Origin of the sequence: Paraburkholderia sp., assembly GCF_026225065.1 — a bacterium.
Taxonomy (GTDB): Bacteria; Pseudomonadota; Gammaproteobacteria; order Burkholderiales; family Burkholderiaceae; genus Paraburkholderia.
Window position 1 is genome coordinate 22,923 of the sequence record NZ_JAMFSB010000079.1, and the last position, 13,297, is coordinate 36,219.

General features: G+C 62.5%; 11 protein-coding genes and 1 pseudogene. 5 read left to right on the plus strand and 7 right to left on the minus strand.

The features are described 5' to 3' along the window. Positions 1–89 precede the first annotated feature (89 nt). Both M0954_RS05965 and M0954_RS05970 read right to left on the minus strand, forming a co-directional pair. The gene (locus M0954_RS05965; RefSeq protein ID WP_122153306.1) at positions 90–476 is read right to left on the minus strand and encodes a nuclear transport factor 2 family protein; all 387 of its coding nucleotides are present in this window, start codon (positions 474–476) and stop codon (positions 90–92) included. Between the two features lie 43 nt (positions 477–519). After that, positions 520–625: pseudogene (locus tag M0954_RS05970) on the minus strand (acyloxyacyl hydrolase); the annotation flags it as partial. Positions 626–1,068: 443 nt separating this feature from the next. On the opposite strand from M0954_RS05970, the gene rpoH reads away from it, so the two are divergent. The 5 genes from rpoH to cydX all read left to right on the plus strand — a co-directional run bounded on the left by rpoH (position 1,069) and on the right by cydX (position 5,542). Continuing rightward, the gene (rpoH, locus tag M0954_RS05975) at positions 1,069–2,004 is read left to right on the plus strand and encodes an RNA polymerase sigma factor RpoH (RefSeq protein WP_122153305.1); all 936 of its coding nucleotides are present in this window, start codon (positions 1,069–1,071) and stop codon (positions 2,002–2,004) included. A 304-nt stretch (positions 2,005–2,308) separates the two neighbouring features. Beyond that, positions 2,309–2,569 carry a cytochrome oxidase putative small subunit CydP gene (gene cydP / locus M0954_RS05980; protein WP_122153304.1) on the plus strand — a complete coding sequence of 87 codons (261 nt, stop codon included), beginning with the start codon at positions 2,309–2,311 and terminating at the stop codon, positions 2,567–2,569. Further along, entirely contained in the window at positions 2,559–4,157 is a 1,599-nt protein-coding gene (locus M0954_RS05985; protein ID WP_297352137.1) for a cytochrome ubiquinol oxidase subunit I, read from the plus strand. The genes cydP and M0954_RS05985 overlap by 11 nt, the downstream gene beginning before the upstream one ends. A gap of 71 nt (positions 4,158–4,228) precedes the next feature. After that, positions 4,229–5,365: a cytochrome d ubiquinol oxidase subunit II gene (gene cydB / locus M0954_RS05990; RefSeq protein ID WP_297352139.1), complete on the plus strand. Its 1,137-nt coding sequence runs from the start codon at positions 4,229–4,231 to the stop codon at positions 5,363–5,365. 57 nt (positions 5,366–5,422) lie between these two features. After that, positions 5,423–5,542 (plus strand): cytochrome bd-I oxidase subunit CydX, encoded by a 120-nt coding sequence (gene cydX / locus M0954_RS05995; protein WP_123385315.1) that lies wholly within the window; start codon positions 5,423–5,425, stop codon positions 5,540–5,542. Between the two features lie 135 nt (positions 5,543–5,677). On the opposite strand, the gene nagE is transcribed toward cydX, so the two are convergent. The 5 genes from nagE to M0954_RS06020 form a co-directional block, all read right to left on the minus strand. After that, entirely contained in the window at positions 5,678–7,456 is a 1,779-nt protein-coding gene (nagE, locus tag M0954_RS06000) for an N-acetylglucosamine-specific PTS transporter subunit IIBC (protein ID WP_297352141.1), read from the minus strand. An 84-nt stretch (positions 7,457–7,540) separates the two neighbouring features. After that, positions 7,541–10,099 (minus strand): phosphoenolpyruvate--protein phosphotransferase, encoded by a 2,559-nt coding sequence (gene ptsP, locus M0954_RS06005; RefSeq protein WP_185090075.1) that lies wholly within the window; start codon positions 10,097–10,099, stop codon positions 7,541–7,543. A 39-nt stretch (positions 10,100–10,138) separates the two neighbouring features. Further along, positions 10,139–11,146 carry an SIS domain-containing protein gene (locus tag M0954_RS06010; protein WP_122153299.1) on the minus strand — a complete coding sequence of 336 codons (1,008 nt, stop codon included), beginning with the start codon at positions 11,144–11,146 and terminating at the stop codon, positions 10,139–10,141. Beyond that, on the minus strand, positions 11,139–12,242 hold the full coding sequence (gene nagA, locus M0954_RS06015) for an N-acetylglucosamine-6-phosphate deacetylase (RefSeq protein ID WP_122153298.1): 1,104 nt from the start codon (positions 12,240–12,242) through the stop codon (positions 11,139–11,141). The genes M0954_RS06010 and nagA overlap by 8 nt, the downstream gene beginning before the upstream one ends. Before the next feature lie 84 nt (positions 12,243–12,326). After that, positions 12,327–13,061 (minus strand): GntR family transcriptional regulator, encoded by a 735-nt coding sequence (locus M0954_RS06020; protein WP_123385311.1) that lies wholly within the window; start codon positions 13,059–13,061, stop codon positions 12,327–12,329. Between the last annotated feature and the right edge of the window lie 236 nt (positions 13,062–13,297).

Here is a 13,297-nt window from a genome sequence, read left to right on the forward strand (position 1 = left end):
CAACAATCTGAAGAGAGCGCAGCACAATCTGCCGCGCCTACGAGCACGGGTCGCTCACCCAGCGCCCCGGCGAGAGAAGCCCACCGGCCTCACTCGATCGCGCAACGCGTCGCCTGCCATGCGACCAGCCGCCACTCACCGTCTTCCTGTGCATGCAGCGCGGTGTAGGCAATCGGGAACAGCAACGCGCCGTTGTTCGCCTCCATCTCGATGAGCGCGCGCCCGGTGACGATCACACAGGTCTCGCGCCCGACCGGCAGCACCTCCTGCGACTGGATCTCGATCTGGCGATAACGACGGCGCCCCGCTGTGATTCCGTCGACGAACTGCCGCTTCGTTTCCCGTTTGCCATTCGTGTGGACATAGCTGACGGTCTCGGAGAGCAGCGAGTCGAGCAACGGTCCGTTGCCATCGACCATCGCTCGAAAGCGGTCGCGCTCGAGCCCACGAATCGCCTCGATCAACTTTGCGGACATTGCTCAGCCCCTTTGCCTCGACGGGCCAACAGCGGCCGCAGTCTTAGAAGTTACATTGCAAATATAGCTGGCTGAAATTTATACCAGGTTTGGGCTCTTTGATACCGCCGTTCGCGAAGGGCGCCGAACCGGTAGACCGCCAGATGCTGATGCCGACATACGAACCTCACCCTCTTGTCAGTTGTCGAGGGGACGCTGGAACATTGCGACGCGGCCGCGATCCAACCTCAATCGCGGTACCCACTACGCATGGATTGCCCTTGAAAAAGCCGATCCCGGACCCCATATAGAGGGGCCACGAGCGCAAGAAATCATAAGAAGAATGCCGGAATTCAGCAGACCAATACTCCAAAGTGCCGAAAACTGGTGACTCTCCACCGACGTACGCCCGTCCAGAGCAAATCCTACGCTCATCCCCGCCAGAGCGTAGAAAGCGTATGATGCTATTGGAAGTTAAATTTCGATAGCCTAGCGGGAACCATGATACCCCCACACACTCTAAGTATTAGCACTCGGATATTGAGAGTGCTAACATCCACGCTGGAGTCGAAGTTCGACTGAGCTTTTGGCTGATTCCAAAGGAGTTTTCTACGTGAGCAACGCAATGACCCTTCCGAGTACTCTGAGCCCGTCGTCGGCTAAGGCCGCTTCGGCAGGTGCACTGGCGCTCTCGCATTCTTCGCTGCTGCCCGGCCAACTGGGCAATATCGACGCCTACATCCAGGCCGTGAACCGGATTCCGATGCTGACGCCGGCGGAGGAACGACAGTTCGCCACCGAATTTCGCGAGCAGGGCAACCTCGAGTCTGCGCGCCGCATGGTCCTGTCGCATTTGCGACTGGTGGTATCGATCGCGCGCAACTATCTGGGCTATGGCCTGCCGCATGCCGACCTGATCCAGGAAGGCAATATTGGTCTGATGAAGGCCGTGAAGCGCTTCGATCCGGAGCAGAACGTGCGTCTGGTGTCGTATGCCATGCACTGGATCAAGGCCGAGATCCACGAATACATCTTGCGCAACTGGCGCATGGTGAAGGTCGCCACTACCAAGGCGCAGCGCAAGCTGTTCTTCAACCTGCGCAGCCACAAGCAGGGCTTGGGCGCGTTCACGCCAGACGAGATCGAAGGTCTCGCCAAGGAACTGAACGTCAAGCGCGAGGAAGTGGCCGAGATGGAAACGCGCCTGTCCGGCGGCGATATCGCCCTGGAAGGCCAGGTCGAGGACGGTGAAGAATCATATGCGCCGATCGCCTATCTGGCCGATTCGCACAGCGAACCGACCGCCGTGCTGGCAGCGCGCCAGCGCGACAAGCTGCAAAGCGACGGCATCGCCAGCGCTCTCGAATCGCTAGACGCACGCAGCCGCCGGATTATCGAAGCCCGCTGGCTGCAGGTGCAGGATGACGGTTCGGGTGGTTCGACGCTGCACGACCTGGCGGACGAATTCGGCGTGTCGGCCGAGCGCATTCGCCAGATCGAAGCGAGCGCCATGAAGAAAATGCGCAGCGCATTGAACGAGTACGCTTAACGCAAAACCGCGGCTTTCCGGCGCGGTCCGGAACCCGTCAGCGCTCTGTCAGACATCAGCCCTGCCCTCGCAAGACGGCAGGGCTTTTGCATTTATACCTTTATAAATCGCGACCCGCTTCCTTGACGTAACGCAACGTTGCTTGTATTAGTGACGTGGACGGCATGCCTACGCGACCCAATGCCACAGTCGCGACCCCCTTCGCTGCCAGCCCCTATCTTAATATCGTTATGCACTCTCCAAGCCGTCTGCGCCGCCTGGATCCGGCCGGGTAAACCGGTGTGAAGTCGACCATCGACCGATCATGACCATAACGCTACACGACAGGAATCCGCCTCGCCCCGGCCTGCGCGCGCGAATCGCCGCCTGGGCGCGCGGACCAACCTTCGGGCGAGATATCGCCATCGTGCTTGCCATCAAATTTGCACTCCTGATGGTGCTCAAGTACGCGTTTTTCAATCATCCCCTGGCGGAGAACATGTCCATGCCGCCCGCCCTCGTCGCGCAGGCGTTGCTCTCCGCGCCCGCCCCGCATCCGTCTCAAGGTGATCAACATGCCCGGTAGCGAAGTCGTCGACCTCTCGCGTCTCCAGTTTGCGGTGACGGCGCTTTATCACTTTTTATTCGTACCCCTTACGCTCGGCCTGTCCTGGCTGCTCGTCATCATGGAATCCGTCTACGTGATGACCGGCAAGCAGATCTACAAGGACATGACGCAGTTCTGGGGCAAGCTGTTCGGCATCAACTTCGCGATGGGCGTCACCACCGGCCTCACGCTGGAGTTCCAGTTCGGCACCAACTGGTCGTACTACTCCCATTACGTCGGTGACATCTTCGGCGTGCCGCTCGCCGTCGAAGGTCTGATGGCGTTCTTCCTCGAATCGACCTTTGTGGGCCTGTTCTTCTTCGGCTGGCCGCGGTTGTCGCGGGTGCAGCATCTGATCGTCACGTTCCTCGTTGCACTGGGCTCGAACCTGTCCGCGCTGTGGATCCTGGTCGCCAACGGCTGGATGAACAATCCGGTCGGCGCCGAGTTCAACTACGAAACCATGCGGATGGAACTGTCGAGCATCTACGCCGTGCTGTTCAATCCCGTTGCACAGGTGAAGTTCGTGCACACGGTTTCCGCCGGCTACGTGACGGCGTCGATGTTCGTGCTCGGCATCTCGTCCTGGTATCTGCTCAAGCGCCGCGACACCGAATTCGCGCTGCGCTCGTTCGCGATTGCGGCCGGTTTCGGGCTCGCATCGACGGTCTGCGTGATCGTGCTCGGCGATGAATCGGGCTACCGCACCGGCGAAGTCCAGCAGGTCAAACTCGCCGCCATTGAATCGGAATGGGAAACCGCGCCGGCGCCGGCACCGTTCACGATCTTTGGCATCCCGAACCAGAAGGAAGAGAGGACGGACTACGCGATCCGGAGTCCCTACGCGCTCGGGATCATCGCGACGCGTTCGATCGATGAACCGGTGCTGGGTCTGAAGGACCTGATCGCGCACAACGAACTACGCATCAAGGACGGCATGATTGCCTACGGTGCGCTGCAGCAGCTCAAGCAAGGCAATGCTACCGACGACGCCAAGGTTGCCTTCGCGCTGCACAAGGACAATCTCGGGTACGCGCTGATGCTCAAGCAGTTCACCGCCAACGTCACCGACGCTACGCCGGACCAGATCGCCCAGGCGGCGAAGAAGACCATTCCGCCGGTGTTGCCGGTGTTCTTCTCGTTCCGCATGATGGTGGGCCTCGGCATCCTGTTCCTCGTGACCTTCCTGCTCGCGTTCTGGTTCTGCGCGCAGCGCTCGCTGCTGCTGGACAAGCGCCGTTGGTTCCTGCGCTGGGCGGTGTGGGCGATTCCGTTGCCGTGGCTTGCAGCTGAGTTCGGCTGGATCGTCGCGGAGCTGGGGCGTCAACCGTGGACTATTGCCGGCATCCTGCCCACTGCGCTGTCGGCTTCGAGCCTGACGGCCAGCGACCTGTATCTGAGCATCGGTGGCTTCGTGGTGTTCTACACGGCGCTGTTTGTGATCGAGATCACGCTGATGTTCAAGTACGCGCGGCTCGGTCCGTCGTCATTGCATACGGGCCGGTATCACCATGAAACGCCGCCGCCAGATCAGCCGTCCAAACCGTTGACCACCAGGACCGCGTGATTCGCCACCACGTTAAGCACGCTGACCAGGCTGCAAAAGCTTTCCAAGCTGTATAAAAGGGAAAAATCATCATGGATTACGCAACCCTCAAAGTGATCTGGTGGGTCCTGATCGGTGTCCTGCTGATCGGCTTCGCGGTTACCGACGGCTTCGATATGGGCACGGCCATCCTGCTGCCTTTCATCGCAAAGACCGATGCGGAGCGACGCATCGTCGTGAACACCGTCGGCGCGACGTGGGAAGGCAACCAGGTCTGGTTCATCACCGCGGGCGGCGCGATGTTCGCGGCCTGGCCGCTCGTCTACGCGGCGTCGTTCTCGGGCTTTTACTTTGCGATGCTGCTGGTGCTGTTTTCGCTGTTCTTCCGGCCCGTCGGCTTCGACTACCGCAGCAAACGCGAGGACCCACGCTGGCGTAGCGCGTGGGACTGGGCGCTGTTTATCGGCGGCTTCGTGCCGGCGCTGGTGATCGGCGTCGCCTTTGGCAATCTGCTGCAAGGCGTGCCGTTCGCGTTCGACACCGACCTCCGCGTCGCCTATCACGGCAGTTTCTTCGCGCTACTGAATCCATTTGCCGTGTTGTGCGGGCTTGTCAGCGTGTCGATGCTGGCCGCGCACGGCGCTGCATTCGTGAAGATGAAAACGGATGATGTGATTGCGCGGCGTGCGTCGTTGGCTTTGCGCATCGCGTCGCTTGCTGCTGTGGCGTTATTCCTGATCGCCGGCGTGCTGGTTGCGACGGTGATCGGTGGCTATCAGATCGTCGATGCGGCGCCGTTCGATACGGTCGCCAACCCGCTGCTAAAAAGCGTGGTCGGCGCACCCGGCTTGTGGCTCACCAATTACTCCACGTACCCGTGGATGGTCGCGGCGCCGCTGATTGGCGTGGTGGGCGGCGTGCTGGCGTTGCTCTTCGCGAAGTCGCGCTTCGAGAAGAGCGTATTCATCTGCACTGGGCTGATGATTGTCGGCGTGATCCTGACGGCGGGTTTTTCGATGTTTCCGTTCATCATGCCGTCGTCGCTGGATGGACGCAGCAGCCTGACTGTGTGGGACTCGACCTCGAGCCAGATGACGCTGCAGATCATGCTGATCGCGGTGATCATTTTCTTGCCGATCATCCTGATCTACACGAGCTGGGTGTACCGCGTGATGCGCGGCAAGGTGACCGCGGCCGCGCTCGAAGAAAACCGGCACTCGATGTATTGAAGCGTCTGGCGCGTGACGCGGCGGACGTGACTGCAACTGGATTCACAGGAGCGAATGATGTGGTATTTCAGCTGGATTCTCGGTATTGGCGTGGCGCTCTCGTTTGGGATTATCAATGTATTGTGGCTTGAGTCGAACCGGCCGGAAGAAGTGGCGGTGAAGCGCAAGGCGGATTGACTAGCGACAGAGGCAGCGTGAATCGCAAACATGGACGGCGGTAAACGAAGAGCGGCGCCCAAGGGCGCCGCTCTTCGTTTCAACATAACTCACCGCAACACAGGAACGCTTAACGCCGCTCCCGCGTCACACGCATCAGGCCGGTTGAGGCGATACCCCGTCCGTTGCGCCTGCGGCCGGCAGACGCGCCGACAACACCTGCGCATACCGCCCTGCCGCCTCACCAACAACGATGTGAAACGTATCCGCTGAGATCCACGCAACGTCGAGCACAGCAAGACGCTGACGATCCACCGCAGTCGGATCGCTCACCACGATTCGCAGCCGGGTCGACGCAATCGCGTCCAACGAAACGATGTTAGTGGCACCGCCGAACACGGCGATCCAGCGTGCCGGATCAGGATCGAGCGGTCCGCTGTGCGAACCCGCAACCGGCGCGGCGGCCGTAGCTGCCGCAGCAGACACCACCGCAGGCTTCACCTCAACACCACCACCCTGCGCAATCACCGTCCGGATTTCATCCGCGATGATGTCCGCTTCCGGTCCGATAATCACCTGGACGCTGGTCGCACCGCGCTTCAGCACACCACGCGCGCCGATCGTCTTGAGATCCGATTCCGACACCTTGCTCGGATCCACCACCGACAGACGCAGACGCGTCGTGCAGGCATCGACGATAGACAGATTGGCCGCGCCACCCAAAGCAGCGATGTAGCGCTGTGCACGCGGCAGAGTTGCCGCAGCTACCGGCGCAACGAACCCACCCTTGTCGAACGACTCCACCTGCTCGTCAGCACCAGCAGGTTCACGACCCGGCGTGGCCATATTGAACTTGCGGATGAAGAACCGGAACAGACCGTAGTACGCCACCGCGTAAATCACACCAAGCGGCAGCGCCCACCAGCCTCGCGTCGACAGCCCGTAGTTCAGGATGTAGTCGATCAGGCCCGCAGAGAACGTGAAGCCGAGGTGAATCCCGAGCGCCGAACAGATGGCCAGCGAAAGGCCCGTCAGCAGCGCGTGAATCACATACAGCACCGGCGCGAGAAACATGAAGCTGAATTCGATCGGCTCGGTCACACCCGTCAGCAGCGACGTAAGCGCCATCGAAGCCAGCAGGCCGAACACCATCGCACGACGTTCCTTCGGTGCCTCGTGGTACATCGCGAGGCAAGCGGCCGGCAGGCCGAACATCATGACCGGGAAGAAGCCCGTCATGAAAGTACCCGCGGTCGGATCACCCGCAAAGAAGCGATGCAGATCGCCTGTCACTGCAGCACCGCCGCCCGGCGGCGTGAACGTGCCAAACACAAACCACGTCAGCGAGTTCAGGATGTGATGCAGCCCCGTCACCAGCAGCAAGCGGTTCAGCACGCCGAACACGAAAGCGCCGATCGCACCCGCCGTCGTCAGCCAGTGGCCGGCCATATCGATCGCGGCTTGCACCGGTTGCCACACGTAGCCGAGCACAATGCCTATCGCCAGACAGGTCACCCCCGTGACAATCGGCACAAAGCGCTTCCCTCCGAAGAACGCGAGGTAGTCGGGCAGCTTGATATCTTTGTACTTGTTGTACAGCATGCCGGCGACGATACCGGCGATGATCCCCGACAACACGCCCATATTGAGCTTGTCGTTGATGTCCTTCATCACCGCGACTTCGACCAGATAACCGATCGCACCCGCGAGGGCCGCCACGCCGTTGTTGTCCTTCGCGAAGCCGACGGCCACGCCGATCGCAAACAGCAGCGGCAGGTTGTCGAAAATCGCGCCGCCAGCGTCGGCGATCATCTTGATGTTCAGTACGTCACTCTGACCGAGTCGCAACAGAAGACCCGCGACCGGCAGCACTGCAATCGGCAGCATCAGCGCGCGGCCGAGTCGCTGCACCTTCAAAAACGGATTCCCATCCATCTATACCTCCAATCCTTTGTCTCTTCGTCGAGTCGTTGCTTTACATGGTTGTTGAGCGAAATTCCGCCGTGGACCATGCGGGGTTTAGTCCAGCGGCCAGGTTTCGCGGCTCACTGCTCTTACCGCCTGCGCCGATTCCAGCGCCAGGACGTCCTGGGCGCGTTGCTGGCACAGCTGATAATCGAGGTTGCGCACTCGCGCCTTGATGCCCGGCACCGACACCGGATCCACCGACAGCTCGGTCACGCCCAGGCCGACGAGTAGCGGCACGGCCAGCGGGTCACCCGCCAATGCGCCGCACACGCCCACCCATTTGCCGTGCTTGTTCGCGCCCTGCACGGTGGCCGCGATCAGGCGCAGCACCGCCGGATGCAGGCCGTCGGCTTGCGCGGCGAGGTCGGCCTGGCAGCGGTCCATAGCCAGCGTGTACTGGGTCAGATCGTTGGTGCCGATCGACAGGAAGTCCGCGTGTTTCGACAATTGATCGGCCAGCAGCGCGGCCGACGGCACTTCGATCATCACGCCGACTTCGATCGCATCGGTGCGACCCAGTTCGCGCGCGAATTCGTCGATGCGCTTGCGCAGATGGATCAGCTCGCCTACGTCGGTCACCATCGGCAACAGGATGCGCACGGCGCCGAGCGGTTGCACCGCCAGCAGGCCGCGCAACTGGTCGTCGAGCAGGTCCGGGCGCACTTGCGCGAGACGGATGCCGCGCAGACCCAGCGCCGGGTTCGGTTCAGGCGGCAGCGTCAGATAGTCGACTTCCTTGTCTGCGCCCACGTCCAGCGTGCGGATGATCGCGGTACGGCCGGCGAGCGCATCGACAATCGACTGATAGCTTTGACGATGCTCGTCGATGGTCGGCGCCGTCGCGCGGTGAATGAACAGCAGTTCGGTACGCAGGAGGCCGACTGCATCGGCGCCGTTCTCAACTGCAGTCTTCGCATCTTCGAGCGTGGCGATATTCGCGGCCACTTCGACAGCGTGGCCATCGGCGGTCGTCGCCGCCTGTTGCGAAGTGCGGCGGTTCGCTTCGCGCACACCGGCGAGCCGTGTGCGTTCGACGCGGGCACGTTCGACGTCGAGCGCGGACGGGGCGAATTCGATTCGTCCCGCAGTTGCGTCAACCACCACTTGAGTCCCTTCGGGAATCGCATGCAGCGCATCGCCCACGGCCACCAGCGCCGGAATGCCGCTCTGCCGCGCGAGAATCGCGGCGTGCGAGGTGGCGCCGCCACGCGCCATCACGAGCGCGGTGACGCGTGTGCGGTCAAGCGTTGACAGATCGGACGGCGTGAACTCTTCCGCTACCAGCACCGCCTCATCCGGCAACGTCCGCGCCGCGTTGTTCGAGTAGCCGAGCGCACGCAGCACGCGCTTTTCGAGGTCGCGCAGATCCGCCGCGCGTTCCGCGAGCAGCGCATCGTCGATTTTCGTCAGGACCGCAATCTGTGCACGGATCGACTCGCGCCACGCGAACCCGGCGCTCTTGCCGAGGCTGATCAGATCGCGCGCGGCATCGAGCAGCGTCGGATCCTCGAGCAGCACACGATGTACCGCGAAGATCCCGGCCTCGCCATGCGCGCCGCGTTGCGACGCGTCGCGCACGGTTGAATTCAGTTCGGCGTCGACAGTAGCCAGCGCTTTGTCGAGCAAACGACTTTCCGCCGCCGATGTGCCGCTCGCAACTTCAGGCGGATCGAGGTCCGCGTCGTCCCAGCGCACCAGCTTGCCGACCGCAACGCCCGGCGCCGCGCACACGCCGACGAGCGTATTCGGCGCGAGCGGCGCGCCGCCCGTTTGCGCAACCGTTCGCGGCGCCGGCGAGCTTTGGCGGGCCGGCTTTTCTTCGGCTTCACCATGCGCTTCGCGCAGCAGTTCATGCGCGACCGCTTCAACGGCAGCCGCCGCTTGCGCACCGACGCCCAGAATTTCTACAGTCGAGCCCTCACCCGCACCCAACCCGAGCAAGCCAACGACACTTTCAATCGGCGCCTTGCGTCCTTCGTAACGCACTTCGACGCGTGCATCGAGGCCACGCGCCGCTTCACGCGCTCGTGCCGCCGGCCGCGCATGCAAACCGCCGGCGTGGACCAGCGTCACCGTCTGACGCGCTTCTTCGGTCACGTTGGTGGCCCGGCGCGAAGCTTCCGCTGCCGCACCGGCGCGCGGACGCAATAGCAGCAGCGGGGTTTCCCCGGCCTTCAGCATGCCGGCGCCAGCGCGCTCGACGATCTCGAACGCATCCGAGTTGGCAATCGCGATCACCGACACGAGGCTCGGCGCATTGCATGCCACCAGATCCTGGTCGAACTCGATCAGCAGATCGCCGGTATGCACGTGCGCACCCTGCGCCACCTTCGGCGTAAAGCCGCGGCCGTTCAGCTCGACCGTATCGATGCCGATATGCAGCAGGATCTCAGCACCCTCGGCAGTCGCGAGCGTCAACGCGTGGCCCGTGCGCGCGAGATGCGTGACCACCCCGTCGCACGGCGCGACGAGTTGGCCCACCAGCGGATCCACGCCAATACCGTCGCCGAACATGCCGCCCGAAAACACGGGGTCGGGCACGTTCGCGAGCGGCACGACCGGACCGGTCATGGGCGCAAGCAAAACAATATGGCCTTGGGATGGGCTCATCAATATGGACTCCTCAGCACGACGCATCTGATTTCTCGATCAGTGAGTTTCGGTGACTTTATTCAGATGGCGCGGCGCATCGGGGTTGCGTCCGCGTGCGGCGGCGAGACCGGCGGCCATCACATAAAAGGAAAGAATCGCGGCGATCGGATCGAGCGCCGCATGGGCCGTCGTGACGAGCGGCAGAGAAGCTTCCGGCACATCTTCCGGCGCGGCGAGCAGCACGCGTGCGCCGCGCGCCTGCATGTCGCGGGCGAGCTGGATCAGCCCGGCCTGTTCGGGTCCGCGCGGGGCGAACACCAGCAACGGGTAGTCGCGATCGATCAACTCCATCGGACCATGGCGCACTTCGGCACTCGAAAACGCTTCGGCCTGGATGCCCGAGGTTTCTTTAAGCTTGAGCGCCGCTTCCTGCGCAATCGCGAGGCCGAGACCACGGCCGATCACGATCATGCGCTCGATGCCGCGCAATTCCTCGACGGCTTTGCTCCAGTCGAGTTTGCCGGCGCTTCGCAGTGCATCGGGCAAACCACCGAGCGCGGCAAGCAATGCATCGTCTTGCTGCCAGTGCGCGACCAGTTGCGCGGAAATGGACAGCATCGCGATGTAGCTCTTGGTCGCCGCGACGCTCAATTCGGGACCGGCAACCAGCGGCAGATGCCATTCGCAGGCATCGGCCAGCGGCGATTGCGGTGCATTCACCGCCGCGACTGTCAGCGCGCCGGCTTCACGCAGCGCTGCCATCGTACCGACCAGATCCGGGCTCTTGCCGGACTGCGAGAACGCCAGAGCAAGCTGATCGCGCACCTTCAGCGGCGCCTGCTGCAACGTCGCGACGGACATCGGCAGCGAAGCGACCGGCAGGCCGATACGGCTCATGGTCAGACTCGCGAAATAACTCGCTGCGTGGTCCGAACTACCGCGAGCGACCGTCAGCGCGACATGGCGCGGCTGTTCGGCGAGTCTGGCCGCCAGCGCCTCTACGTGCGACGTATCCGCAAGCTGCGCGGCGACCACCTCGGCGGACGCCAGCGCTTCGTTAAGCATATTCGACAATTGATTCTCCTTCGACGTAAGTCGCGGTCAGTGCCAGTTCACGATCGAACACGACGATATCGGCCCAGGCACCGCGCGCGAGGCGGCCGCGGTCTTCAATGCCGAGATAGTCGGCGGCATAGCGCGACAGACGATTTGAAACATCGGCCATAGGCAGGCCGAGCGATACCAGATTGCGCAGCGCCTGATCCATCGTCAGGGTGCTGCCGGCGAGCGTCCCGTCGGCAAGACGCACCCCGCCCAGACACTTGGTCACGTGCTGGCTGCCGAGACGGTATTCACCGTCGGGCATACCCGTGGCCGAGGTACTATCCGTCACCACGTACACGCGCGGAATCGCCCGCATGGCGGCGCGGATCGCGCCCGGGTGCACGTGCAACAGGTCGGGGATGATCTCCGCGAATTCAGCGTGCGCCAGCGCCGCGCCAACCATGCCGGGATTGCGGTGGTGCAGCGGCGACATCGCATTGAACAGGTGCGTGAAGCCGCACGCGCCATGCTTGAGAGCCGCGACCGCGTCGTCGTAGGTGCCGAGCGAATGGCCGAGTTGCACACGCACGCCGCGTGCTGCAATTTCGGAAATGATGTCCATGTGGCCGGAGATTTCCGGCGCAATCGTGACCACGCGAATCGGTGCAATCGACAGGTACTTCAGCACTTCATCAAGCACTGCGGACACCGCAGCGTCCGGCTGCGCGCCGAGCTTGCCTGGATTGATGTACGGGCCTTCAAGGTGAACGCCCAGCACGCGCGAGCCGCCGGGCGTACGCACGCGGGCCACGTCACCGAGGTTCGCCACCACGTTCATCAGCTCTTCGCGCGGCGCGGTCATCGTGGTCGCGAGCAGGCTCGTGGTGCCGAAGCGCGCATGCGTGCGCGTGATCGTGTCGATCGCATCGCCCGCTTCCATCACGTCGGCGCCGCCACCACCATGCACGTGCAGATCGATAAAGCCCGGCAAGATGTAGGGCGCTTCGTTGGTGGACGGATCGACGCGCTCACCTGTGAGCGACGTAATGCGGCCGTTTTCGTATTCGAGCGTGCCGTGAATCCACCCATCGGTGGTGAGTATGTTTCCGGTCAGCATGAGTCTCTCTGATAATACGTAGTGCGATACGTTTCTGATCCGCGCCGTTCAGCATTGCGCGAGGGTCGCGCCGTTATTGCGCCCTTATTGGCGCAGTTCGGCGACAAAATCGTAGTAGTCGTCCCGGCAGTAGGTGTCCGTCAATTCGATCGCCCGCTGGTCGGCGCTATAGCCGATACGCGTGATCACCAGCAGGGCCGAGCGCGGTTCGATGTCCATCAGCGAAGCAATCTCGCTCGTTGCGTTGACGGCCCGAAAGTGCTGCAGCGCGCGCACCACCGCCATACCACGCTGCTCAAGATAGCTATAGAGCGACACACCGATGGTCTGTGGGTCGGGCACGATCGCAGCCGGCAACGCCGAATGTTCCACCGCCATCACGATGCCGTCCGCGCGCCGCAGGCGCCGCAGACTCGTCACCGCTGCGCCCGGCGACAGACCGAGATGCACCAGCTCGTCACGGTTAGCCGCGCGGATGCCGCGTTCGAGCCAGACCGAGTCCGGACGAAACCCCCGCTGCTGCATCTTCTTCGTGAAACCGGTGAGCCGCGACAGCGGATCTTCGACGCGCGGCGTAATGAAACTGCCCGCGCCCGGCGAGCGGCGAATCAATCCCTGTTCAACCAGCAACTCGATCGCCTTGCGTGCGGTGATACGCGACACGCCGATCGCATCCGACAGCGTGCGCTCCGACGGCAACGCTTCACCCGCTGACCAGACACCGCAGTGAATGGCGGTGGCCAGGTTGCGCGCAAGTTGCAAATAGAGCGGCGTGACGTTGCGAGCGTCAGGCATCAATGCGGACCAGCGTGTTTCCATGGGCTCGGGTCGGTCGAAAGGAAGAGCGTGGGCTTCGAAGAGAGAGCCCATTATATAACCACAATAATACCAGTCAATCGAGTTGTTCCGTGCGGGGGTGATCGCCGTCAAACCTATGACAGGAAAGGGAGTCGGGCAGATTTTGGCCGTCTTACCGGGCGTTTCCGATGATCGGTATTTACCCGTATTCGAGATATCTTCTCGGTCTATAGAGAACCACTGGTTCGCTACCGCAC